At 61.3% G+C, this 21,753-nt stretch carries 26 protein-coding genes; 8 read left to right on the top strand and 18 right to left on the bottom strand.

The window, feature by feature from the left end; genetic code table 11:
• Window positions 1–234: 234 nt before the first annotated feature.
• The gene (locus Q8K09_RS18065) at window positions 235–456 is read right to left on the bottom strand and encodes a glycine zipper 2TM domain-containing protein (RefSeq protein ID WP_305256370.1); all 222 of its coding nucleotides are present in this window, start codon (window positions 454–456) and stop codon (window positions 235–237) included.
• 216 nt (window positions 457–672) lie between these two features.
• Between Q8K09_RS18065 and Q8K09_RS18060 the strand changes: the two genes are divergently transcribed.
• Window positions 673–1,038 (top strand): STAS/SEC14 domain-containing protein, encoded by a 366-nt coding sequence (locus tag Q8K09_RS18060; RefSeq protein ID WP_305256369.1) that lies wholly within the window; start codon window positions 673–675, stop codon window positions 1,036–1,038.
• Window positions 1,039–1,099: 61 nt separating this feature from the next.
• On the opposite strand, the gene Q8K09_RS18055 is transcribed toward Q8K09_RS18060, so the two are convergent.
• On the bottom strand, window positions 1,100–1,954 hold the full coding sequence (locus Q8K09_RS18055) for a CAP domain-containing protein (RefSeq protein WP_305256368.1): 855 nt from the start codon (window positions 1,952–1,954) through the stop codon (window positions 1,100–1,102).
• Between Q8K09_RS18055 and Q8K09_RS18050 the strand changes: the two genes are divergently transcribed.
• From Q8K09_RS18050 to Q8K09_RS18040, 3 genes are all read left to right on the top strand, one after another.
• Complete coding sequence (locus tag Q8K09_RS18050) at window positions 1,953–2,090, top strand: hypothetical protein (protein WP_305256366.1); 138 nt, start codon at window positions 1,953–1,955, stop codon at window positions 2,088–2,090. The two genes, Q8K09_RS18055 and Q8K09_RS18050, sit on opposite strands and share 2 nt — an antisense overlap.
• A 262-nt stretch (window positions 2,091–2,352) precedes the next feature.
• Window positions 2,353–2,634, top strand: a complete 282-nt coding sequence (locus Q8K09_RS18045) for a peptidylprolyl isomerase (protein ID WP_305256365.1) — start codon at window positions 2,353–2,355, stop codon at window positions 2,632–2,634.
• Window positions 2,635–2,946: 312 nt separating this feature from the next.
• A complete protein-coding gene (locus Q8K09_RS18040; protein ID WP_305256374.1) occupies window positions 2,947–3,204 on the top strand; it encodes a hypothetical protein in 258 nt (85 codons plus the stop codon).
• A gap of 69 nt (window positions 3,205–3,273) precedes the next feature.
• On the opposite strand, the gene Q8K09_RS18035 is transcribed toward Q8K09_RS18040, so the two are convergent.
• The 3 genes from Q8K09_RS18035 to Q8K09_RS18025 form a co-directional block, all read right to left on the bottom strand.
• On the bottom strand, window positions 3,274–4,152 hold the full coding sequence (locus Q8K09_RS18035; RefSeq protein ID WP_305256364.1) for an EamA family transporter: 879 nt from the start codon (window positions 4,150–4,152) through the stop codon (window positions 3,274–3,276).
• Window positions 4,153–4,298: 146 nt separating this feature from the next.
• Window positions 4,299–4,730: a universal stress protein gene (locus Q8K09_RS18030; protein ID WP_305256363.1), complete on the bottom strand. Its 432-nt coding sequence runs from the start codon at window positions 4,728–4,730 to the stop codon at window positions 4,299–4,301.
• 72 nt (window positions 4,731–4,802) lie between these two features.
• Window positions 4,803–5,234 carry a universal stress protein gene (locus tag Q8K09_RS18025; protein WP_305256362.1) on the bottom strand — a complete coding sequence of 144 codons (432 nt, stop codon included), beginning with the start codon at window positions 5,232–5,234 and terminating at the stop codon, window positions 4,803–4,805.
• Window positions 5,235–5,484: 250 nt separating this feature from the next.
• Between Q8K09_RS18025 and Q8K09_RS18020 the strand changes: the two genes are divergently transcribed.
• From Q8K09_RS18020 to Q8K09_RS18010, 3 genes are all read left to right on the top strand, one after another.
• Window positions 5,485–6,186 (top strand): YebC/PmpR family DNA-binding transcriptional regulator, encoded by a 702-nt coding sequence (locus tag Q8K09_RS18020; protein WP_305256361.1) that lies wholly within the window; start codon window positions 5,485–5,487, stop codon window positions 6,184–6,186.
• Window positions 6,187–6,349: 163 nt separating this feature from the next.
• On the top strand, window positions 6,350–7,021 hold the full coding sequence (locus tag Q8K09_RS18015; protein ID WP_305256360.1) for a COG3650 family protein: 672 nt from the start codon (window positions 6,350–6,352) through the stop codon (window positions 7,019–7,021).
• Between the two features lie 108 nt (window positions 7,022–7,129).
• Window positions 7,130–8,746, top strand: coding sequence for an NAD(P)/FAD-dependent oxidoreductase (locus Q8K09_RS18010; protein WP_305256359.1), 1,617 nt, complete (start codon window positions 7,130–7,132; stop codon window positions 8,744–8,746).
• Here the strand turns inward: Q8K09_RS18010 and Q8K09_RS18005 are convergent.
• The 10 genes from Q8K09_RS18005 to Q8K09_RS17960 form a co-directional block, all read right to left on the bottom strand.
• Window positions 8,630–9,055, bottom strand: a complete 426-nt coding sequence (locus Q8K09_RS18005) for a hypothetical protein (RefSeq protein WP_305256357.1) — start codon at window positions 9,053–9,055, stop codon at window positions 8,630–8,632. The two genes, Q8K09_RS18010 and Q8K09_RS18005, sit on opposite strands and share 117 nt — an antisense overlap.
• A 231-nt stretch (window positions 9,056–9,286) precedes the next feature.
• Complete coding sequence (locus Q8K09_RS18000) at window positions 9,287–10,381, bottom strand: PLP-dependent cysteine synthase family protein (protein WP_305256356.1); 1,095 nt, start codon at window positions 10,379–10,381, stop codon at window positions 9,287–9,289.
• 9 nt (window positions 10,382–10,390) lie between these two features.
• A complete protein-coding gene (locus Q8K09_RS17995; RefSeq protein WP_305256355.1) occupies window positions 10,391–11,296 on the bottom strand; it encodes a DMT family transporter in 906 nt (301 codons plus the stop codon).
• A gap of 245 nt (window positions 11,297–11,541) precedes the next feature.
• Window positions 11,542–11,874, bottom strand: a complete 333-nt coding sequence (locus Q8K09_RS17990) for a Na+/H+ antiporter subunit G (RefSeq protein WP_305256354.1) — start codon at window positions 11,872–11,874, stop codon at window positions 11,542–11,544.
• Window positions 11,875–12,029: 155 nt separating this feature from the next.
• Window positions 12,030–12,299: a K+/H+ antiporter subunit F gene (locus tag Q8K09_RS17985; protein WP_305256353.1), complete on the bottom strand. Its 270-nt coding sequence runs from the start codon at window positions 12,297–12,299 to the stop codon at window positions 12,030–12,032.
• Window positions 12,284–12,796, bottom strand: a complete 513-nt coding sequence (locus tag Q8K09_RS17980) for a Na+/H+ antiporter subunit E (protein ID WP_305256352.1) — start codon at window positions 12,794–12,796, stop codon at window positions 12,284–12,286. Before Q8K09_RS17980 ends, Q8K09_RS17985 begins: the two co-directional genes overlap by 16 nt.
• The gene (locus Q8K09_RS17975) at window positions 12,793–14,298 is read right to left on the bottom strand and encodes a monovalent cation/H+ antiporter subunit D (RefSeq protein WP_305256351.1); all 1,506 of its coding nucleotides are present in this window, start codon (window positions 14,296–14,298) and stop codon (window positions 12,793–12,795) included. Before Q8K09_RS17975 ends, Q8K09_RS17980 begins: the two co-directional genes overlap by 4 nt.
• A complete protein-coding gene (locus Q8K09_RS17970; protein WP_305256350.1) occupies window positions 14,295–14,624 on the bottom strand; it encodes a Na+/H+ antiporter subunit C in 330 nt (109 codons plus the stop codon). Before Q8K09_RS17970 ends, Q8K09_RS17975 begins: the two co-directional genes overlap by 4 nt.
• A complete protein-coding gene (locus Q8K09_RS17965) occupies window positions 14,624–17,416 on the bottom strand; it encodes a monovalent cation/H+ antiporter subunit A (RefSeq protein ID WP_305256349.1) in 2,793 nt (930 codons plus the stop codon). The genes Q8K09_RS17970 and Q8K09_RS17965 overlap by 1 nt, the downstream gene beginning before the upstream one ends.
• Before the next feature lie 501 nt (window positions 17,417–17,917).
• Window positions 17,918–18,382 (bottom strand): glycine zipper 2TM domain-containing protein, encoded by a 465-nt coding sequence (locus tag Q8K09_RS17960; RefSeq protein WP_305256348.1) that lies wholly within the window; start codon window positions 18,380–18,382, stop codon window positions 17,918–17,920.
• 149 nt (window positions 18,383–18,531) lie between these two features.
• On the opposite strand from Q8K09_RS17960, the gene Q8K09_RS17955 reads away from it, so the two are divergent.
• A complete protein-coding gene (locus tag Q8K09_RS17955; protein WP_305256347.1) occupies window positions 18,532–18,768 on the top strand; it encodes a hypothetical protein in 237 nt (78 codons plus the stop codon).
• Between the two features lie 206 nt (window positions 18,769–18,974).
• Here Q8K09_RS17955 and pdxH read toward each other — a convergent pair whose 3' ends face one another.
• The 3 genes from pdxH to Q8K09_RS17940 all read right to left on the bottom strand — a co-directional run bounded on the left by pdxH (window position 18,975) and on the right by Q8K09_RS17940 (window position 21,596).
• A complete protein-coding gene (gene pdxH / locus Q8K09_RS17950) occupies window positions 18,975–19,622 on the bottom strand; it encodes a pyridoxamine 5'-phosphate oxidase (protein WP_305256346.1) in 648 nt (215 codons plus the stop codon).
• A 74-nt stretch (window positions 19,623–19,696) separates the two neighbouring features.
• Window positions 19,697–20,356: an OmpA family protein gene (locus Q8K09_RS17945; RefSeq protein WP_305256345.1), complete on the bottom strand. Its 660-nt coding sequence runs from the start codon at window positions 20,354–20,356 to the stop codon at window positions 19,697–19,699.
• A 94-nt stretch (window positions 20,357–20,450) separates the two neighbouring features.
• A complete protein-coding gene (locus Q8K09_RS17940) occupies window positions 20,451–21,596 on the bottom strand; it encodes a serine hydrolase domain-containing protein (protein WP_305256344.1) in 1,146 nt (381 codons plus the stop codon).
• Between the last annotated feature and the right edge of the window lie 157 nt (window positions 21,597–21,753).

Raw genomic sequence — 21,753 nt, 5'->3', positions numbered from 1 at the left:
TCTCTGGGCGCCTGCCGTAGCCATGCACCCACCCGTAGCCCGGATGCAATCCGGGAGCGATTATCAAGCGCCAGACTTCCCCCGGATTTCATCCGGGCTACAAAAAAATGCTGCTCACTTGGCTTAAGTGAACAGCATTGCAACGAGAGGTGGCATTACCTGTTTGCCGCCTGCTCCCTCGATCAATACGGTGCGCGTGTGGCAGGCAGATCAGGCATTTTGGGGCGGTTTGACTTACTTCTTATCTTTGTCTTTGCTGACCTCATGACCAATCACGCCACCCACCACGGCACCGGCGCCGGTGCAGAGCACGCCACCGCAGAGCACATTGCCCGCCACGCCGCCAACTGCAGCGCCGACCGCGGTGTTCTTCTCTTGATGAGTCATGCCTGAGCAACCGCTCAAACCCAGGGCAGTGAACAGAACGCCGGCGGAAACAAGCTTGAAAAGCTTCATATGAAGTACTCCAGTTAACAACCTGATCGAATTTTTTCGCGCGCGTTTTTCTCACGCGCAGTAAAAAAAGACCGTACACGCGATCATTAAGAGCGTCTGTAAGCTAACGCGCATAGGCGACTGGCGCCGCGACCCGAACGTTGCGGATAACCTGTTCTTTAAACCGTGCAGGCGCGAGGCGTATGGTTGAAATATCAATCCTGTGGAGACGTCGCTATGTTCAAAGTACTGCGCAACGGCAAGAACCGCATTGATGTTGAGTTCTCCGGCAAGCTCGACAGCGCACAAATGCGCGTCGCACTGGATGAGCTGAGCCGGCAATCGGAAGGCATTGAGCATGGCCTGATGCTCTATCGAATTGGCGATTTTGCGCTGCCTACTCTGGGCGCGGTGGCCGTCGAGTTGTCACGTATCCCGCAACTATTGCGCTTTGTTCGACGTTTCGAGCGCATGGCAGTGGTTGCTGACAAGGCGTGGGTGAGAACCGCCAGCGAGGTCGAGGGTGCATTGATCCCAGGCCTGCAGATCAAGGCATTCGAGTGGGCTGATGAGGAGCAGGCCGAAGCCTGGCTGCACGGCTAGCCAGCGCTGCCGAGGCGGCTCTGGTTGGCGATGCAGCGCTTATGCAGGTCTTTGATTGAGGCTAAAGCGGAGTGCCAAACAGCGCTGTCCAGTAGATGCCCGCATCGCTTTTCGGGTCGACCGCATAGGCTGCGCCAAGCTCGCTGAATTGCGCGTTCATCAGGTTGGCGCAATGACCAGGGCTGGCCAGCCAGCCGTCGACGACCTTGCTCGAAGCGTCCAGGCCGGCGGCGATGTTCTCGCCAACCTGCTGAGCGCTGTAACCCGCCAGTTCGGCGCGGTCACCTGGGGTGCGGCCGTCACTGCCGGTATGGGCGAAGAAGTTGCCGTTGGCCATGGCCCGACTGTGCGTTTCAGCGGCCATGCCCAGCGTGGCATTCCATACCAGTGGCGTTGTCGCAGCAAAGGACTGGGCGCCGCATTGGCGCGCTTGCGCACGCTTGGCATTGACCTGGGCGAGTAGCTTCTGCCCTTCCGCCTGCCAATCGCCCAGACGCCCGACCAGCAGCGGCCGCGCCACTACGATGCGCCAGTCGCGATCCATCCGGTTCACGCCGATATCGACAAACTGCGGATCCAGCAAAACCTGGCAGAAGCTCTCTTGCAGCACCTTCATCGCCGCCAACGCATCACGCGGCCCGGAGAGGCTAATCGCTCGCACGTTAACAATAGGGTAGGCCGCCGCGCTCAACATCTGCTGCAGATCACCACCACCCGCGACCGGCAGCACCAGACGTGAATCAAACGCCAGTGGAGGCAGCTCCTCGGACGCTCGCCCCGCGCAGCGTTGCACCTCGCTGCGGTAGGTATTGATCGCCTCGATCAGTTGCCCCTCTTCGGCCGCGTAGCCAGCAACACTGAACAACACCCCCAGCGACAACGCCGCGAAACCCGGCACACACGATCTGACGCCCATGCAAACCTCCTTCAAACTGATGGTGCCCATGATGCGGACTCGGCGCATGCTCGGCAATGCCGGCGCTACAGCTGAGCAGATCAATCAAGCAATCCACGTAGCCAGCGCGGAGCAGAAATTACCTGCATCCCTGTGACCCAGCGGTTGGGCGCGGGCGCGGTGCATGCACGCCTGGGGCGGCATGAGGCTGCAATGGGTAGAGTGCACCAATCTGCAACTGGCCTTGGTGCGCACGGCGCACCCTACAAGATCAAGCCCCTGCACATGCCCGCGAATGGCTTCAGCCGCGCACTATCCGCCGCGAGGTGCTTGAACAGCTGCGCCAGCATGCCCCACCGTTTTAATGGCGCCCTGATTACGGTAATCTTTGCGGCTTATTTGAAAAGGAGTAATTCCCCATGGCCAAAGCCACTGCCCGCCACATCCTGGTTGCATCCGAAGACAAGTGCATCGAACTGAAAACCGCTATCGAAGGCGGCGCCGACTTCGCCCAGGTTGCCAAAGACAACTCCACCTGCCCGTCCAGCCGTAGCGGCGGCGATCTCGGTTCGTTTGGCCCGGGCCAGATGGTCAAGGAATTCGACACCGTGGTATTCAGCGCCCCGATCAATGTCGTGCAAGGCCCGGTGAAAACCCAGTTCGGTTACCACCTGCTGGAAGTGACCAGCCGCCAGGACTGATTGCCTGAGGCGTACCTGTGCCAGGCACAGGTACGCTCACCCTGCCCCGCCTGACGAGCGCAACGCCGCAGCGTACACCCCGTGTTTCCCGCCCAGCAGCCCCCCCCCGAACCGCCCTACAGATTGCCCGCAGTCTAGATTCCCCACGCGCTAGATAACGGGGTATGGCGCAAACGCGCTGCCCGGTAAACCCTGAAGTCGCCGCGCCGCTCGTGCGCGCAGCGCACCTGGGTGCGATCAACGGAATGGGGTCGCGGCGAATAGACAGGTATACTCGCGCCCCACTTTTCTCTCGGCAGCCGCGGACCTTTCATGACCAATACTCACTCGCCTGACCCAACGCTTGCCGCCCAGACTGCCGAAGTTGAAGCAGGCAGCGCCGCAACCAACGAGTCTGCCCCAGCTAAAAAAGCCGGTTTGCCAGGCTTTGCCTCGCTGTTTTCAGCGGCTGCCGTCGCTTCGGGCAAGAATGATGGTCAGGCCTGGCACCTGAAGGGCAACAAGTCCGCCCATGAAAAGAAGATCGGCCCGGCACCGAATGGCACCCGTCGCTCCATGGGTAAGCGCTAACCAGCTGGCCCCCGCAAAACGCCCCACGCTATTCACAGCAGGGCTGGGCCCGCGCGCACTAGCGGGCTCTCAGGCCAGGCGCAGGCGCCCGTACAGCCAGCCGCCGCACACATTGATCAGCAAACCGAGCATGACCAGAAGCGCGCCGAGCACTTGCAGCGGGCCGAGGCGTTCGTCGAGCAGCAGCGCCGAAGACGTAAGCCCCACCACCGGCACCAGCAGCGAGAAGGGCGCCACCTGGCTGACCGGGTAGCGCGACAGCAGGCGACTCCACAGGCCGTAGCCGAGAATGGTCGCCCCGAAGGCCAGGTAGATCAGCACCAGGATCGAATTCAGGTTGATGCCGCGCAATGCAGCCTCGATCACTTCTGGGCCTTCCAAAAACCAGGACAGCGCCAAGAATGGCAGCGGTGGGATCAGACTTCCCCAGACCACCAGGCCAACCAGGTTCACCTTGCCCAGCTTGCGCGTGACGATATTGCCCAGTGCCCACATCGAGGCGGCACAAATGGTCAGGGCAAACCCGGCCAGGGTCATCAACCGGTCACCCTGCAGGCCGATCAGCAACAAGCCTCCCGCCGCCACCAACAACCCGAACAGGTTGGCCATGCGCAGGCGTTCGCCGAGAAACAGTGCGGCGAACAACAGGGTGAAGAACGCCTGGGATTGCAGCACCAGCGAAGCCAGACCAGCCGGCATGCCCACCGACATGGCATAGAACAGAAAGGCAAACTGGCCGAGCGAGATGGTCGCGCCGTAGAGCAGCAGCCAGCGCAACGGGATCTGCGGGCGCTTGATGAACAGAATCGCCGGAAAGGCGGCGAGCATGAACCGCAACGCCCCCAATAACATCGGCGGCATGTCATCCAGGCCGATCTTGATCACCACGAAATTCATGCCCCAGACGATGATCACGACCAGCGCCAACAGTAGATCCTTGGGCGACATGGCGCTTCCTCATCTTTATTTCCGGGTGAGCAGCCATTAGAACAGCGCCGGCAAATCACCTGCACATACAGTCGCTCAGCAAAACAGCCGCACAGTCCGCCGCGCGCCGCCGCGACTGCGCCCTCAGGTTGCGCGAGGCTGGCTGACTACTTCACCAGCAAGACCGGCACCGACACTTCATGCACGACCCGTGTCGCCGCCGAGCCCAGCAGCATGCCGGTGAAACTGCCCAGGCCGCGCGTGCCCATCACTACGGTGTCGCACTGCAGATGCTTGGCGGCAATGCCTACTTGCTCGGCCACGTTGCCAAAGGCCGTGTGCTTTTCATGGTTAATACCTGCCGCCTGCAATTGGCCTGCGGGCCAGTCGAGCGCCTCATTGGCCGCCGCTTTCAGGGAATTACGCATATTGCCGAGCATTTCTTGATTGATGTATTCGCCATATATCGCGGGTTCATGCTGCACGTTGAGCAGGTGCACCTCCAGCGTTGCGGCATGCATACGGACGAAGTCGATCACGTACTGCAGGGCACGTTTCGAGCTGTCCGAACCATCGAAGGCAAGCAGTATCTTGCGCATCACACGTCTCCTTTGCTGATTCATTTCAAGCATAGGCCGGCGCCGCCTGACGCAACGCCCGGCGATTTGCGGTTACTTCACTAATAGCACCGGCACCGACACTTCATGTATCACCCGCGCAGCCACCGAGCCCAGCAGCATGCCGGTGAAACTGCCCATGCCGCGCGTCCCCATCACCACGGTGTCGCAACCCAGTTGACCGACAAACTCGCGCACCTGCGCCGCGACATTGCCGAGCGCGGTGTGCGCCTTGTAGCTGATACCGGCTGCCTTCAGTTGATCGGCTGGCCACTCAAGGGTCTGAGCGGCGCTGGTCAGCAGTGACTGCTGCAATTGGTCGATGATCTCGCCAGTCACGTACTCGCCATACAGCACCGGCTCATGCTGCACATTGAGCAGATGCACCTCCAGCGTCGCGGCGTGATCACGGGCGAAGTCGATGACGTACTGCAACGCACGCTTCGAGCTGTCCGAACCATCGAATGCAACCAATATCTTGCGCATAACCTGTCTCCTCTAGTGATCCACGACAAGCATAGACCAGGGCATCGAGCCGTCAGTTGCGCCAGGACAAGCTAGCGCCTGCTAAGCGGCCATGACAATCAAAGGGTGCCAGGCGCTGACGGAGCGATTAAAATCCGCCGACTAACTCCGTAGCCGGGTTTGTCGCTGGCCGCTGCTCGTCTGGGCGGACATCACCGGCAACGCCTCACGGCCGGCTACGTCCCCACCCGCACAGACCAAGAGAATCCGCATGGGCGCACAATGGAAAGCCAAACCTAGAGAAGCCGCCGCCAACGCCAGAGGCAAGATTTTCGGCCGACTGGTGAAAGAAATCATGATCGCCGCGCGCAATGGCGCCGACCCGGACATGAATCCCAAGCTGCGCCTGGCCGTGCATCAGGCGAAAAAAGCCTCGATGCCCAAGGACACTCTGGAGCGGGCAATCAAGAAAGGCGCGGGGCTGACCGGGGAAACCGTCCACTTCGAGCGCACCACCTATGAAGGCTTCGCGCCGCACCAAGTGCCGGTGATCGTCGAATGCCTGACCGACAACATCAACCGCACCGTGGCCGAGATCCGCGTGCTGTTCCGCAAGGGCCAGATGGGCGCTTCCGGCTCGGTCACCTGGGACTTCGACCACGTCGGCCTGATCGAAGCCTCCAGCGACAGCGGCGCCGACCCGGAACTGGCTGCCATCGAAGCCGGCGCGCAGGATTTCGAGCCGTCCGATGAGGGCAACACCCTGTTCATCACCGAACTGACCGATCTCGATGCAGTGTGCCGCGCCCTGCCCGACCAGGGTTTCACAGTCAACTCGGCCACTCTTGGCTACCGTCCGAAGAACCCGGTCACCAGCCTGTCGGACGCCGAAATGGAAGAGGTCGAAGCCTTTCTTGAGGCCATCGACAGCCACGATGATGTGCAGAACGTCTATGTCGGCCTGGCTGGCTAATCGTCAGAAGCATTGCCTGCCTCGCCTACCGCCGAGCGCTATCCAGCTCGGCGGCTCAACAGCGCATCGAGGCACTCGGTAGGCGAGCGTTTTCCGCGCGCGCCCGCCCTTGTGATCGTCCATGTGCCTGCGTACCGTGACAGCTCTTGCCAGGAGAGCCTCGATGCACGCCAGCCGTATTTTATTGTTTGCCCTGTTGCCGCTATTTGCCAGTTGCCAGGTGTTCAGCGAAAAACCCAAGACCGATTCGCCCCAGCATACCCGCCTGCAAGGCGAGCTGAGCCTGGAGGCCGGGCAGTTGCTGTTTCGCCCCTGCCAGGAGCAGCGACGGTTTGTAATCACCAATGACGGCACGACCGGCATCATGCGCGACACGTCAGAATTGCTGGCCGACGGCCCAGGCCCGCTGTTTGCCGACCTGCGCGGACAGTTGGCGGCCAGCCAGCGTACCGATGTAGAGGGTCAATTGACGCTTAGCCAGGTGTACCGCCTGCAACGCGAAGGCCAGGGCTGCGACGCCCCTAACTTCAAGCGCATCATTGTGCATGCCAGCGGCCAGGAGCCAGGCTGGAGCGTAACCGTCAGCAGCCAGGGCCTGGTTCTCAACCGGGTTGGCGAGGAGCCGCTGGCCTTGCCCTATCTGGAAGAGCAACTCCCGGAAGGCCGCCTTAACCTGAGCAGTGACGCCAATGGCCAACGCCTGGTGCTGTGGGTTGCGCCGCAGCGCTGTGTAGACAGCATGAGCGGCGCCGTGCAACACATGTCTGCCGAACTGCGCCTCAATGGTGAGGTGATGCGCGGCTGCGCCTACTTCGGTGGCGCGCGTAACGAGTGAGTCATCGGTTACCTGCACTGCTACGTGCCCATCGCAGCCTAATAACGCCTATAATCGCCGCCTTCAAAAGTTGCCGGGTTGCCTCCGGCCCTGATCCTGGATTGTCACATGCTGCGCATCACCGAACTCAAGCTGTCCCTCGACCATCCCATCGAGGCCCTGCGCCCGGCTATCGCCCAGCGCCTGGGAATTGAAGACGGTGAGCTCCTCGACTTCAGCCTGTTCAAGCGCAGCTATGACGCGCGCAAGAAGTCCAGTGAGCTGCAGTTCATCTACACCGTCGACTGTAGCGTGCGCGACGAAGCGGCGCTGCTCGCCAGGTTTGTCGATGACCGGCATATCGGTCCGTCGCCGGACACGGCCTATAAACCGGTGGGCCACGCCGCAGAAAGCCTTGAAGAGCGGCCTCTGGTGGTCGGCTTCGGCCCTTGCGGGATCTTCGCTGCGTTGATCCTGGCCCAGGCCGGACTCAGGCCGATCGTGCTCGAACGCGGCACCGAAGTGCGCCAGCGGACCAAGGACACCTGGGGGTTGTGGCGCAAGAACGTACTCAACCCCGAGTCCAATGTGCAGTTCGGTGAAGGCGGCGCAGGCACTTTCTCCGACGGCAAGCTGTACAGCCAGATCAAAGACCCCAAGCACCTGGGCCGCAAGGTGCTGCAGGAGTTCGTCAAGGCCGGCGCACCCGAAGAAATCCTCTACGTCAGCAAGCCGCATATCGGCACCTTCCGCCTCACCGGCGTGGTCGCCACCATGCGCGAGGAGATCAAGGCGCTGGGCGGCGAAGTGCGCTTCCAGCAGCGGGTCAGCGACGTACTGATCGAGGAAGACCAGTTGCTCGGCGTGGTGCTCGACAACGGCGAGCAGATCCGCAGCCGTCACGTGATCCTGGCGCTGGGCCACAGTTCACGCGACACCTTCCGCATGCTCCACAAGCGCGGTGTGTACATGGAAGCCAAGCCGTTTTCGGTGGGCTTTCGCATCGAGCATCCACAGTCGCTGATCGACCGCGCGCGGCTGGGCAAGTACGCCGGCCACCCCAAGCTTGGCGCCGCCGACTACAAGCTGGTGCACCATGCCAAAAATGGCCGCTCGGTCTACAGCTTCTGCATGTGCCCGGGCGGCACCGTGGTCGCAGCCACCTCGGAAGTCGGCCGCGTGGTGACCAACGGCATGAGCCAGTACTCGCGCAACGAGCACAATGCCAACGCCGGTATTGTCGTCGGTATTACTCCTGAGCAGGACTATCCCGGCGGCCCGCTGGCCGGCATCGAGCTGCAAGAGCGCCTGGAGTCTCAGGCTTACCTGCTCGGCGGCAGCACCTATGAGGCACCGGGGCAATTGGTCGGCGACTTTATCGCCGGACGCCCCTCGACCGAACTGGGTAGCGTCGAGCCGTCCTACAAGCCGGGGGTCAAACTCGGCGACCTGGCCCTGGCATTGCCTGACTTTGCCATCGAGGCGATCCGCGAGGCGCTGCCAGCCTTCGACAAGCAGATCAAAGGCTTCGCCCTGCACGACGCGGTACTCACTGGCATCGAGACGCGCACTTCCTCGCCCCTGCGCATCACTCGCAACGCGACTATGCAGAGCCTCAACGTCAAGGGCCTATACCCGGCTGGCGAAGGCGCGGGCTATGCCGGCGGCATCCTCTCCGCCGGGGTCGACGGCATTCGCGTCGCCGAATTCCTGGCGCGGGATATGCTGGGGATCGCCGACACCTGATCCCGTAGGGTGCGCCGCGCACACCAGCCTGTGGCGATGCACCTGCACGTGACAGACCGTGCGGCGCGAACCACGGGGGCGGCGCGCCTCGGCTTGATAGCGCTCGAAGTGCCTGGATAACTGGTAGCTGACAAAGCCCAGCAACTCGCCATCACGCTCGGCCGACACCGCCTGCACCGCGCCGTCGGCGATAGCTTGCAGGTGGTCGCGGGGCAGGTAATTCCGGGGGTTGGGGCCGTGCTCGAAGATCAAGGCGCAGAGGTTATCGATATCCCAAGCCTGCGTTTGGCGTATGTCGAAATCGCTCATTTACCCTGCCTTTTTCAGAAAGCCCCCGGTTCTGGTCGCTCGAACGCAATCTGCGGCGGTGTTGGGTTGGCGGCAATCTCCCCCGAATTTCATCCGGGCTTGGTCTGTTCCATAACCCATCTACGAGGCTCTTGTAGCCCGGATGCAATCCGGGAGCGGTTGTGCGCCGAACATCGCCCCTGGATTTGATCCAGGCTTTCGCAGTAGGCCAGTCCTAAGTCCGACAGGCTGCTAGAGGCCGGCTGTTGGCAATTCACCCGGCAAAGGCTCGCCACGCTCGGCGCAGGCGGCGACCGCCGCGATCAGCGGGGCCAGCTCGAAGCCATGGGCACTGAGCCAGCTATCGTCATAGTAGCTGCCGGCATAACGCTCGCCGCCATCACAGAGAATCGTCACCACCGAGCCGGATTCGCCGGCTGCGACCATCCGCTGCGCCACCAGCAGCGCGCCCACCAGATTGGTACCACTGGAGCCACCGACGCGCCGACCTAGGCGCTGGGCCAGGTAATGCATGGCCGCCAGGGACAGGGCATCCGGCACCTTGCACATGGCATCGATTACCGTCGGCAAGAACGAGGCCTCGACGCGCGGCCGGCCGATGCCTTCAATACGCGAGCCGCAGTCCAGCGTCAGGCTGGCGTCGCCAGTACGGTAATAATCGAAGAACACCGAACGCTCGGCATCGGCGCACAGCACCCGGGTGGCGTGGCGGCGGTAGCGCACATAGCGGCCCAGCGTCGCCAGGGTGCCGCCGGTACCCGGACTGGAAACCAGCCAGCTCGGCTCAGGAAAGCGTTCGCAGCGCAGCTGCTGGAAAATCGATTCGGCAATATTGTTGTTGGCGCGCCAATCGGTGGCGCGCTCGGCATAGGTGAACTGATCCATAAAGTGCCCGCCGCTCTCCTGGGCCAGGCGTTCGGATTCGGCATAGATCTGCGTCGGATCGGCCACCAGATGGCTCTGCCCACCGTAGAAAGCGATCTGTGCGATCTTCTCCTTCGACGTGGTGGCGGGCATCACCGCGATAAAGGGTATGCCCAGCAGGCGGGCAAAATACGCTTCGGAGATCGCAGTGGAGCCGCTGGAGGCCTCGATCACCGGCGCGCCGGGCTTCAACCAGCCATTGCACAAGGCATAGAGAAATAGCGAACGCGCCAGTCGATGCTTGAGGCTGCCCGTGGGGTGACTGGACTCGTCTTTGAAATAAAGCTCAATGCCGGGCAAGCCGGGCAGCTCAAGGGGGATCAGGTGAGTGTCGGCGCTGCGCTGGAAATCCGCCTCGATAATCCGGATCGCCTCGCGGGCCCATTGTCGTGCTGCGCTCATCTCAGTTCCTTAATCAAGTACGCCCGCAGGCTGTGCCGTGCCACTGCGCCATTGGCTCAACGCCACCCCGGCAAATACCAGCAGGACGGCGAACAGCTGCATGCTGTTCAGACGCTCACCAAGCAACAACATGGCGAACACCAGGGTGAACACCGGTATCAGGTTGGTAAAACCAGAGGCCTGGCTGGCCGGCAGACGGCTGACGCCGAAGTTGTAAAGCCCATAAGCGCCCACGGTCACCAGCACACCCAAGTACGCCACTGCCGCCAAACCCAGCGGGCTGACCTGTGCTGGCAGCGGCTCGCCAAGCAACGCCAATGGCAGAAAGAACAAAGTGCCGACAAAGGCCACCATGGCCGTCAGCAGAAAGGGTGAATAACGCGCCGACAGGTGCTTGAGCAACAGGGTGTAGCCCATGGCACAGAGCATGGCGAGCAGCTCGAAGAAGTTGCCCAGCAAGGGGTTAGGTGCGTGCTCATCGGCGCTGCCGGCAAGACTCAGCCAGACAGCGCCGAACAGGGCGAGGAGAAAACCGGCCAGGGTGGTGCGGGCAATGCGCTCGTGCAGAAAGATAAAGGCACCGACGGCGACCAGCAGCGGCAGCAACGCGGTGACCATGCCTGCCTGGGACGCACTGGTATGCTGCAGCGCCAGGGCCTCGAAGAGGAAGTACAGGCAGGGTTCGCAGGCCGCCAGGCCGAGCAGGTATTTCCAGTCACCCTGACGGTAGTGCATGCGCCCACGCCAGCGCCAGGCCAGCAGAAACACCAGGCTGCCCAGCGCCATACGGCCAAAGATCACCCACATCGCGGGCAACTCGGCGAAGGCCACTTTCAGGGCAATAAAGGAGCTGCCCCATAGCGCCATGGCCACCACCAGGCAGATAACCGCCACCCGCCTGCCCTGCCCGTCCATAGCCACCTCCGTCTAAAAGCTGGAGTGTAGAGGGGCTTGCTCGGAGCAGACAGATACAGTCAGGCGCGCGAACTGTGCGACAGGTGAGGGCACTCCGCGCAAGCCGCTCCCGGATTGCATCCGGGCTACGGTAGCTGTGCAGGGTGGATCGGGGCGCGTAGCTGAGGCCTTTATCATCCACCAGCGCAGTTGGTGGATGGATGAAGCGTCATCCACCCCACGAGAAGCTTGGACTGCTCGCCGCCCTACTGCTCCCAGGGGCGGCCGCGGGTCTTGTCGCTCAGGCGCAGTTTTTGCTGCAAGGCGGCCTTGGCCAGCATGTGGGCGCTTACCGGGGCGGTGATAAACAGGAACAAGGTAATCAGCAGCTCATGCAGGCTGAAGCCATTGCCTTGACTGCTGAAATAGATCATCGATGCCACCACCATGCCGCCCACCCCGAGGGTTGTAGCCTTGGTCGGGCCGTGCAGGCGCATATAAAAGTCGGGCAGTTTGTACAGACCCAGCGCGCCGATCAGGGCGAACAGGCTACCGATCAACAGACTGATCGAGACCAGTGCTTCAATCCAAATATTCATTAAGCAATCTCCGTAGAACGTTTTTACGATCTCGCGAGCTAGAGCCATGCAAGGCAAAAACAGGCGAGGAAGCGGAGTTTACGAGCTGTAAATGAGCATTCCGAGCCTGTTTTTAACGCAGCAGGGCCGACGCGCAGCAGATCGTAAACTCGTTCTCACTCAATGATGTCGCCGCGCAGCAGATACTTGGCAACCGCCACGGTGCCGACAAAGCCCATGACGGCAATCAGCAGCGCCGCTTCGAAATACAGATCCGAACCCAGCCAGATACCGAACAAGACGATCAGGGCGATGGCATTGATGTACAGGGTGTCCAGGGCGAGGATCCGGTCTGGCAAATCGGGGCCCTTGATCAGGCGCAGCAGGGTCAGCACCAGGGCTGCCGTCATGATCGCCAAACACAGGGGAATCACGTAGTAGAGCATGTGAATACCTCCTTCAGTGGGGCCTCGTAGCGCTGTTTGATCTCAGCAATCAGGGCATCTTCGTCGGCCACATCCAGACCATGCACCAGCAGGGTCTTGCGGTCGTCGCTGAGGTCGGCGGAAACAGTACCAGGCGTCAGGGATACGATGCTGGCGAGCATGGTCAGCGCCAGGTCGTCGTCCAGCTCCAGCGGGACCTCAACGAAAGCCGGACGCAGCTTGTCGCTGGAACCGAGGATCAACTTGGCTACCTGCAGATTGGCGAAGATGATATCGCCAAGAATGCGCAGGAAGAACAGGCACAGCTTGACCGGCTTGTACAACCGCGGCGCACGCACCCAGAACACCTGGGTCAGTTGCGGGATCGCCCAGCCAAGCAGCGCACCGAGCAACCAGTGACCAAGACCGAGGTCGTTCATCAGCAGCAGCCAGATAAACATCAGAAACAGGCTGAGCAGGGGCTGCGGCAACCAGCGATTGGCAAATACCGTGATCATGATGGCGCTCCCGCGGATACCAGCTGCATATAGGGGCCAAGGTCGAACAATTGCGCTGCCGTGGCATCGATATAATTCAGCAGCGGCGCGGCAAAGGGCAGCAGCAGCACGACCATCAGCAGTAAGCCAATGGCGGCCGAGGTGCGACCGATATCCCTCTCGGCACAGCCCAGCACGTCCCGACCGGTGCGCCAGAGCACCGTACTACCAGCCCGGCTCAAGGCAACCAGGGTCAGCAAGCCGCCAAGCAGCAGTACCGGCCATAACAGCAGCGCTTGCAGCCCGGGCTCCACCGCCCGCAACAGCAGCAGCTTACCGAGGAAGCCGGAAAACGGCGGCAGACCGGCAATCGCAATAGCGCCGATAAAGAACAACGCACTGAGCATCAGCGGTTGCAGCAGGGCCGGACCCTGCACCAGCTTGCCGCCCTTCTCGCCGCGTTGACGGGCGATCAGGTCGACGATCAAAAACAGCGCGCCGGTAATCCAGGTGCTGTGTACCAGGTAGAACAGCGCTGCACTCAAGGCCTCGGGGGTGCCCAAGGCAATACCCGCCAGCAAGGTACCCACCGAAACCACCACCAGGTAAGCCAGAAGCCCTTGCAGAGTGACCGCCGCCAGCGCGCCAAACACACCACAGACCACCGTCAGCAAGGCCAGCGGCCACAACCAGTCGGATGCCAGATTGGCGATGCTGCCGGCCTGTTCGCCGTAGATCAGGATATACACGCGCATGATCGAGTACAGACCGACCTTGGTCATGATCGCGAACAGCGCCGCCACCGGCGCGCTGGCTGCGGCATAGGCCCGCGGCAACCAGAAGTACATCGGCAGGAACGCCGCCTTGAGGCCGAATACCACCAGCAGCAATAACCCGGCCGCGCCCAGCAGTGCGGCATCATCGTCTGAAGCCGCTGCCACCTTGACCGCCAGATCGGCCATGTTCAGGGTACCGGCGATACCGTACATCATGCCCACGGCAATCAGGAACAACGAGGAACCGAGCAGGTTGAGCACCACGTAATGAATCCCGGCACGTACCCGATCGGCACCGCCACCATGCAGCAGCAGGGCATAGGAGGCGATCAGCAGGATTTCGAAGAACACGAACAGGTTGAACAGATCTCCCGTGAGAAAGGCCCCGTTGATGCCCATCAACTGGAACTGGAACAAGGCGTGGAAGTTGCTGCCGCGGGTGTCGTCGCCGCGCACCGCATAGAGCACCGCAAACAGCGCCAGCACTGCGGTAACCGCCAGCATCAGCGCGCTGAGGCGATCGAGCAGCAGGATGATGCCGAACGGAGCCTGCCAGTTACCCAGGGCATAGCTGTGCAGTTGTCCGCCATCGGCCAGACGCAGCAGCCACACGCTGACCAGCAGCAACCCTACGGTCGACAGCACTGACAGCATGCGCTGTTGGGCCAGAGGCAGGCGTGCGGCAAACAACAGCAGACTGCCGACAAACATCGGCAACAGTACGGGCAGAATCAAAGCGTGATTCATGCTTTCGGCTCCTCGCCATCGACATGATCGGTTTTCAGCTCACCCAACCCGCGCAGCGACAGCACCAGGATAAACGCGGTCATGGCGAAGCCGATCACAATGGCCGTGAGCACCAGGGCCTGGGGCAAGGGGTCGGCGTACTCGGCACTGCGGCCGATCACTGCCGGCATGCCGGTCTGCAGGCGGCCCATGGCGAACAGGAACAGGTTGACCGCATAGGACAACAGGATCAGCCCCATCACCACCGGAAAGGTGCGCGCGCGCAGCAGTAAATAAACGCCGCTGGCGGTGAGAATGCCCAGGGTTACGGCAAATAAAGCTTCCATCAGTGCACCTCCGTGGCTGCATCGTCCTGGGTCAGCTTGCCCAGGTTGGCGAGAATCAGCAGGGTTGCGCCTATCACAGTCAGGTAGACCCCCAAATCGAAGAGCATGGCGCTGGCCAGCTCGACCTCACCCACCAGCGGAATATTGAAATGACCGAAAGTGGTGGTCAGGAACGGGTAACCGAACAACCCGCTGGCCAGCCCGGTAGCCCCGGCCAACATCACACCGCCGCCAGCCATCTGGTGGTAATTGAGCGCCAGGCGCGAGCGGGTCCACTGCACACCGTTGGCCACGTACTGCAGGATCAGCGCGACCGAGGTGATCAGCCCGGCGATAAAGCCGCCGCCCGGCAGGTTGTGCCCGCGCAGGAAGATAAAGGCGGAAATCAGCAGCGCCAAAGGCAATAACAGGCGCGACAGGGTGGCCAGAATCAGCGGATGACGGTCCCGCGCCCACTCATGGCCTTCGGCGTCCTGCTTGGGCTGGAACAGATGCAGGCCACCGAGCAAGGCATAGATGCCGACCCCGGCGATAGCCAGCACACTGATCTCGCCCAGGGTATCGAAACCGCGGAAGTCCACCAGAATCACGTTGACCACGTTGGTTCCGCCGCCCCCGGAGACGCTGTTGTCGATAAAGAAGTGGGAGATCGACTCATAAGGTCGGCTCAGCACCGCATAGACCAGCAGTGCCACCAGGGTGCCAAAGCCGCTGGCCAGGACAAAGTCGCGCAGCCCGCGCAGGCTGCTCGATTCGCTCGGGGTGTAGGCTGGCAAGAAGAACAGCGCCAACATCAGCAGAATCATGGTGACCATTTCCACCGACAACTGGGTCAGTGCGAGATCCGGTGCGGAGAAGCGCACGAAAGCCAGGGCCACCAGCAGGCCGACCACGCTGAGCATCAGCAAGGCCACCAGGCGGCGGCGGTGGAACACCACGGTGATCAGCGCTGACAGCGACAGCATACCCATGCTCAGGCCCGTCACCGCATCCACTGGACTCATGGCCAGCGGCCCTTGCAGGCTCGACAACGGCCCCAGCGCTACCGCCACAACCGCCAGCGAGGCCAGCAGAATTAGCGCCAGGTAGCGCTGCAGGGAACCGCTTTCGAGGAACCCGGTAATTACTGCGGCCACAGCGACGAGTTTCTGTACCGCCTTCTCGAACACCAGCTTGGCATCTGGCTGCGGTAGCCCGGCATACCAGCGGAATAGCGGCTGGCGAAAGGTGTAGACCAGGATGCCGCCGAACAGGGCGATAAAGCTCATCAGCAGTGGCAGATTGAAGCCGTGCCAGATCGACAGGCTGTACTCGGGCAGCGGCCCGCCCAAGGTCGAGGCGGCGGCCACCGCCAGCAGCGGCGCGACGGTGTAGGCCGGCACGATGCCGACCAGCAGGCAGAGGAATACCAGAACCTCCACCGGCACCTTCATATAGCGCGGCGGCTCATGGGGCGGGAAATGCGGCAGGTTGACCGGCTCGCCATTGAAGAATACATCGTGGATAAAGCGCAGCGAATAGGCCACCGAGAACACCCCGGCCAGGGTCGCGCCGGCCGGAATCACCCAGCTGAAACTGCCCAGCAAGTGCTGGTTGAGGGTTTCGGTAAAGAACATTTCCTTGCTCAGGAAGCCATTGAGCAGCGGCACACCGGCCATGGCAGAGGCCGCCACCATGGCCAGCACCGCCGTATGCGGCATGTACTTCCATAGTCCGTTGATGCGCCGCATATCGCGACTGCCGGTTTCGTGGTCGATGATCCCCGCTGCCATAAACAGCGACGCCTTGAAGGTCGCGTGGTTGATGATATGGAACACCGCCGCCACCGCCGCCAGGCGTGTATCGAGGCCGAACAGCAAGGTAATCAAGCCCAGATGGCTGATCGTTGAATAGGCCAGCAGGCCCTTGAGGTCGTGCTGAAACAGGGCCATACAGGCCCCATACAACAGGGTCACCAGGCCGGTGATGCTCACCAGGTAAAACCACCAATCCGAGCCAGCCAACGCCGGGTACAGTCGTGCCAGCAGAAATACCCCAGCCTTGACCATGGTCGCCGAGTGCAGGTAAGCCGACACCGGGGTGGGCGCCGCCATCGCGTGGGGCAACCAGAAGTGGAAGGGGAATTGCGCCGATTTGGTGAATACGCCGAGCAACACCAGGATCAGGGCCAGCGGGTAGAGTTCGTGGGCGCGAATCGCGTAGCCGGCGGCCAGCACCTGGGACAATTCGAAGCTGCCGGCAATATGGCCGAGCAGCAGAATCCCGGCGAGCAGCGCCAGGCCGCCACCACCCGTCACCACCAGGGCCATGCGCGCACCCTTGCGCGCATCCGAACGACCGCTCCAGAAGCCGATCAGCAGGAACGACGACAGGCTGGTCAGCTCCCAGAACATCAGCATCAGCAGCAGGTTTTCCGAGAGCACCACGCCGAGCATGGCTCCCATGAACAGCAGCAGAAAGGCGAAGAAACGGCCCATCGGCTCCTGTTTCGCCAGGTAGTAGCGGGCGTAGAGAATCACCAGCAGACCGATGCCGAGAATCAGCAGGGCGAACAGAAAGCCCAGCCCATCGAGGCGAAAGCTCAGATTCAGACCCAGAGCCGGCAGCCACTCCACCTTGAACTTGAGTAGTTCACCGGCAAACACCGAAGACTGCTGCGACAGCAGCAGGATCAGGGCGGCCAAGGGTGCTACCCCGGCAGCCGCTGCACACGCCGAACGGCCCAGTCGCTCTGCCAACAGTGGCAGGAACAGCCCCAAAAATGGCAAGGCGACAATTAGCGCAAGCGCCATACACAAAACCCCTTTTTTGCAAGTCCGCTGGCCACGTCATGGCCAACGCTTAGCGTCCAAACTGCTATGCACGACGCATGCCGACGATTCTCCGTCATGCGCCGTGCATACCTTCTTGTAATGGCAGATCTACGCCTGCTGCCTGGCCAGAAGGCCAGTGATAATTTCAGGGCTACGGGTAGTACGCATGCCCTGAAGTGCTCTGCCGACACTCACCTTAGCTGGCTAAAACCAGCTAAGTCTTTGTCGGCACAAGATAATTTGGCGATTATCCATATCTATGGATACGCCGTCATGAATAGAAGTATTACCAAAATCGCAGACCACAGGGATTGTCAGACTGTGACTGGCCGTTGAAAACCCAAGCGCGCAACACTACATGAACTGACACGATACCGTCACTTAACTGCCAGCCAGCGGGTGAAGGCGACCAGAAAGAATCACTGAATGACACACACGAAAAAGCCGGACCAGCTAGTGCTGATCCGGCTTGGACATGCGTTACGGGGCGACGCGGCTGGTGCCGTTGACGGTCATGATGCGGACACGCTGACCAACCCGGAAGACTTGGTTTTCTTCAACGGCCTGAACGTAGGCGCGCATAGTGCCATCATCCTCACGCACGGTGATTTCCACACCCTGAGTGCGGGTGAAGCCCTCTTCGGTCGCTGCACCGATCAAACCACCCGCCACGGCACCGATCACCGCCGCGACAGCACTGCCACGACCACCGCCAATCCCACTGCCCGCCACACCGCCGACTACCGCACCGGCACCTGCTCCGATTGGCGTCTTGGTACCTTCAATTTGCACCGGACGCAGGGCTTCGATGGTGCCCATGCGCACGGTTTGTACGGCGCGGGCTTCAGCGCGGGAATAGGTATCACCCGTCAGGCTTGACGCACAACCGCCCAGAGTTAGAGCTAATGCCGCAAAAATTGTAACCAACGCAAATGGCTTACGCATGAGAACTCCTCCGTTTCCAATATATTGCTCATTAGACCGGCAAACCGCGCAACTGTCATCCTGTCCTCGGAAAAACCCCCGCGCGACAACGTGTCTACTTCTAGTCAGGTTAGGCTATCGGTTAGCCTTTGCCGAAGGAGGAAACACCCATGGACTACTTCATCATCGCAAGCCTGACCTGTGCCGGACTCTACTTCCACTGGTGGCTTTTCGTGCGCATCAAACGCTGGGCTGACCGTGACCTGGCTTTGTCCCTAGCCGGCACAGACGCCACAAAGAAAGCGTTCATGCTCCAGCGTCTGGCCGAAGCCAAGGCTGGCAAGGTCAAACGTCGCGAGCTGCATGGCTGGCTGGAACGGGCGGCTGCCGGTTACCAAGCGCCCTGAGAGCTTGCAAGAAAATCGCGCGGCCTGGCGTGAAAGCCAGGCGCCCGAAGCCCGAAGGAAGATACCGCAGCGTACAACGATCCGCTCGGAGCGCAGCGACAGCCGACCGGTGTTGCGCCGCGCCAACCAGCCGCGGCGAGCGCAATCAGTCGCGAGTTACTCAACGAGACAGCGCGGCCGGGCTTTTGCAGGACGCCTCGGCGCAATCAGGGCGCCAGGCGCTCGCGACTCCAGGCATCATCGTGCAACCGGTAGTTGAGGCGGTCATGCAGACGACTGGTGCGCCCCTGCCAGAACTCGACACGCTCGGCCAGAAGACGATAACCGCCCCAATGCGGCGGACAATGTGGTGCCTGGTCAAGAAAACGCTCTTCTACGTGCGCCAGAAGCGTTTCAAGCGCCTCACGATCCTTGATCACCTGGCTTTGCGGTGAAGCCCAGGCGCCCAGACGGCTGCCTAGCGGACGCACCTGAAAATAGGCATCGGATTCTGCGGCAGTAACACGCTCTACCCGGCCCTCGATGCGCACTTGGCGCTCCAGACTTGGCCAGAAAAAGGTCATGGCAGCAAAAGGCCTGGCAGCCAATTGCTCACCCTTGGCGCTGTCGTAGTTGCTGAAGAAAGTAAAACCGCGCTCGTCCAACCCCTTCAGCAACAACACCCTGCAGTGCGGACGGCCTTCTGCATCCACAGTAGCAAGGGTCATTGCATTGGGTTCAACAGGAGGCTGCTCGGTCTTTACCGCATCAGCAAACCATTGCCTGAACAAGCTGTATGGCTCGGCAGGCGCTAGCGCCTCACTCAAGCCATCACGGATGTAGTCGCGGCGCATATCAGCCAGGATCTGGGTCATTGCAAAGCCCTCGAGAACGGAGGCTGCCTAGCTTACCCGGACACAACTCAGTTGGCTTGATCCAAGGCAAGGATCTACTTGCCTGCCACCGGATCGGTAGTGCCTTGCTGTTTGCCAGTGACGGCGACCAACGTCGGTGCAGCAGCCGGCGCGGGCTGGCTGTATTTGGCAACCAGCGCCTGCATGGTGTCATGCGAGGTCAGGAGAATTTCCACCCGCCGATTGAGCGCACGACCCTCGACGCTGTCATTGGCGGCGCGCGGCATATCCGAGCCCATACCTTTAACCATCAGGCGATTCTGCTTCAGCCCACTCAACCGAAAAATCGCAGTAAAGGCGCGGGCCCGCTCATGACTTAGCTCGCGGTTGGCCGCTGCGGCGCCACTGGTGTCGGCATGCCCAATCACCAGCACGGCAACGCCATGGTCATTTTCCAGCAATTTGGCAACCCGGCTGATTGGCCCAAGGGTCACCGGCATCAGCATGAATGGACGGTCAGGGTTGAAAGTGCCCTGCACCGGGGCCGTTACCACCAACAAATTATCGCGCCGCTCCAATTCGAAGTGACTGCCCTTGATCGCTTCACGCAGGCGCGGCTCGTAATCATCCAGCCATGCCTGGGTAATTTTCGGATCCGGCATGGCGACCGCTAGTGGCGCTTTACTCTTCTCCGGAGCGGCGCAACCGGCAAGGAATAGACACAGGACGAAGGCGATAGATTTATTGGCGAGCATGGGTCATCCACATACGGAACAATCGAAAGAAACCGGTAATTACCGGTGTGGGCATTTAAAACAGCCTTTAAGACCGGGAGTTTAGCCGAGCTTCCTACAAACAATCTGCCAAAACACGTGCAAGTTGCTGTGCACGAGGGTCCATCAAGACGAACGGCCCCAAATTGTTCACCACGAAGCCAAAAGCCACGTCCCGATCCGGGTCGGCGAAGCCGCAGGAACCACCCGCGCCAGGATGCCCAAATGCTCGCGGGCCCATGCCATAGGTGGCGTTTGCCTCCCCGGGCTGATCGAGCATGCAACCCAAACCGAAGCGGGTACGCGTCAGTAAGGTCTTGTCATTACCGACAGCGTGTTCACGGGTCAGTTCATCGAGCAGCTCACTTTCCAGCAGGCTGCCATCGAGCAAGCCACTGTAAAAACCGGCCAGGCTGCGCGCATTGCCGTGACCGTTAGCCGCCGGTTGCTGCATTCGACGCCACTCTGGCTTGTTGGTGCTGGTCATGATTGATGGCGGATTGGTGAACGCTCGAGTACTCATGGCCGCAGAGTCGCTCATCATGAGTTTGAGCAGGCGCTGGGCAGCCGCATCACCAACGCCGCCCTTGCCGCGGGAGATATGCGCCACCCGGTCGAACTCTGCATCATCCAGACCGACATGAAAGTCCAGCCCCAGGGGGTTGGCAACGCGCGCAGCTATCGACTCACCCGGGCCACGGCCTTCGATGCGGCGCAGCAATTCGCCCACCAGCCAGCCGTAGGTGATGGGCGCATAACCATGGCCTTCGCCGACTTGCCACCAAGGCTGTTCGGCCGCCAGCGCGGCGGTCATCGCCGGCCAGTCATACAAGGCTTCGGCCGGCAGCATCTGATGCAGTGCAGGCAGCCCCGCCTGATGGCTGAGCAGATGGCGCAAGGTGATTTTGTCCTTGCCGGCCGCCGCGAACTCCGGCCAGTAACGGGCGACCGGCGCATCGAGCTCCAGCTTGCCCTCGCCGACCAATTGCAGCGCGGTCACGGCAGTAAAGGGCTTGGTGCAGGAAAATAGATTAAGGATGGTGTCGCTGTGCCAGGCCTGCTGGCCATCCTTATCGGCTACCCCGGCCCAGATATCCAGCACGGTCTCGCCACCGACCTGCACGCACAGCGCCATGCCGCGCTCCTGCGGGTTGTCGAACAGCGCGGTGAACGCCTCTTTGAGCGCCTCGAACCTGAGATCGAAATAACCCTGAACTTGCATCAACCTGCGCTCCTTGAATCCTGAAATACCGCGACCTTGAACGACTATCGCGCAAGATGCCAGCAGCAACGTAGGCCAATCATGCAACGTTCTGAAACCTCAAGAAATAGCGATATGCCTGCGTAATTCTCTATGCTGAAAAAGAATCATCGTCAGG

It is taken from the genome of Pseudomonas sp. (assembly GCF_030683065.1).
GTDB lineage: Bacteria > Pseudomonadota > Gammaproteobacteria > Pseudomonadales > Pseudomonadaceae > Aquipseudomonas.
The sequence above is the reverse complement of the archived record's forward strand: the minus strand, read 5'-3'. Positions and strand labels throughout refer to the sequence as shown.

Excerpts from the sequence above, each read along its gene's own strand:
- Q8K09_RS18050 (WP_305256366.1), top strand. The coding sequence starts at position 1,953 with ATGCAAACCTCCTTCAAACTGATGGTGCCCATGATGCGGACTCGGCGC.
- Q8K09_RS17975 (WP_305256351.1), bottom strand. The coding sequence starts at position 14,298 with ATGAATCACGCTTTGATTCTGCCCGTACTGTTGCCGATGTTTGTCGGC.
- Q8K09_RS17945 (WP_305256345.1), bottom strand. The coding sequence starts at position 20,356 with ATGCTCGCCAATAAATCTATCGCCTTCGTCCTGTGTCTATTCCTTGCC.
- Q8K09_RS18055 (WP_305256368.1), bottom strand. The coding sequence starts at position 1,954 with ATGGGCGTCAGATCGTGTGTGCCGGGTTTCGCGGCGTTGTCGCTGGGG.
- Q8K09_RS18000 (WP_305256356.1), bottom strand. The coding sequence starts at position 10,381 with ATGAGCGCAGCACGACAATGGGCCCGCGAGGCGATCCGGATTATCGAG.
- Q8K09_RS18025 (WP_305256362.1), bottom strand. The coding sequence starts at position 5,234 with ATGCGCAAGATATTGGTTGCATTCGATGGTTCGGACAGCTCGAAGCGT.
- Q8K09_RS17980 (WP_305256352.1), bottom strand. The coding sequence starts at position 12,796 with ATGATCACGGTATTTGCCAATCGCTGGTTGCCGCAGCCCCTGCTCAGC.
- Q8K09_RS18015 (WP_305256360.1), top strand. The coding sequence starts at position 6,350 with ATGCACGCCAGCCGTATTTTATTGTTTGCCCTGTTGCCGCTATTTGCC.
- Q8K09_RS18065 (WP_305256370.1), bottom strand. The coding sequence starts at position 456 with ATGAAGCTTTTCAAGCTTGTTTCCGCCGGCGTTCTGTTCACTGCCCTG.
- Q8K09_RS17960 (WP_305256348.1), bottom strand. The coding sequence starts at position 18,382 with ATGCGTAAGCCATTTGCGTTGGTTACAATTTTTGCGGCATTAGCTCTA.
- Q8K09_RS17940 (WP_305256344.1), bottom strand. The coding sequence starts at position 21,596 with ATGCAAGTTCAGGGTTATTTCGATCTCAGGTTCGAGGCGCTCAAAGAG.
- Q8K09_RS18045 (WP_305256365.1), top strand. The coding sequence starts at position 2,353 with ATGGCCAAAGCCACTGCCCGCCACATCCTGGTTGCATCCGAAGACAAG.
- Q8K09_RS18020 (WP_305256361.1), top strand. The coding sequence starts at position 5,485 with ATGGGCGCACAATGGAAAGCCAAACCTAGAGAAGCCGCCGCCAACGCC.
- Q8K09_RS17965 (WP_305256349.1), bottom strand. The coding sequence starts at position 17,416 with ATGGCGCTTGCGCTAATTGTCGCCTTGCCATTTTTGGGGCTGTTCCTG.
- Q8K09_RS17995 (WP_305256355.1), bottom strand. The coding sequence starts at position 11,296 with ATGGACGGGCAGGGCAGGCGGGTGGCGGTTATCTGCCTGGTGGTGGCC.
- Q8K09_RS17985 (WP_305256353.1), bottom strand. The coding sequence starts at position 12,299 with ATGCTCTACTACGTGATTCCCCTGTGTTTGGCGATCATGACGGCAGCC.
- Q8K09_RS17955 (WP_305256347.1), top strand. The coding sequence starts at position 18,532 with ATGGACTACTTCATCATCGCAAGCCTGACCTGTGCCGGACTCTACTTC.
- Q8K09_RS18040 (WP_305256374.1), top strand. The coding sequence starts at position 2,947 with ATGACCAATACTCACTCGCCTGACCCAACGCTTGCCGCCCAGACTGCC.
- Q8K09_RS18030 (WP_305256363.1), bottom strand. The coding sequence starts at position 4,730 with ATGCGCAAGATACTGCTTGCCTTCGATGGTTCGGACAGCTCGAAACGT.
- Q8K09_RS18010 (WP_305256359.1), top strand. The coding sequence starts at position 7,130 with ATGCTGCGCATCACCGAACTCAAGCTGTCCCTCGACCATCCCATCGAG.
- Q8K09_RS17990 (WP_305256354.1), bottom strand. The coding sequence starts at position 11,874 with ATGAATATTTGGATTGAAGCACTGGTCTCGATCAGTCTGTTGATCGGT.
- Q8K09_RS17970 (WP_305256350.1), bottom strand. The coding sequence starts at position 14,624 with ATGGAAGCTTTATTTGCCGTAACCCTGGGCATTCTCACCGCCAGCGGC.
- Q8K09_RS18060 (WP_305256369.1), top strand. The coding sequence starts at position 673 with ATGTTCAAAGTACTGCGCAACGGCAAGAACCGCATTGATGTTGAGTTC.
- pdxH (WP_305256346.1), bottom strand. The coding sequence starts at position 19,622 with ATGACCCAGATCCTGGCTGATATGCGCCGCGACTACATCCGTGATGGC.
- Q8K09_RS18005 (WP_305256357.1), bottom strand. The coding sequence starts at position 9,055 with ATGAGCGATTTCGACATACGCCAAACGCAGGCTTGGGATATCGATAAC.
- Q8K09_RS18035 (WP_305256364.1), bottom strand. The coding sequence starts at position 4,152 with ATGTCGCCCAAGGATCTACTGTTGGCGCTGGTCGTGATCATCGTCTGG.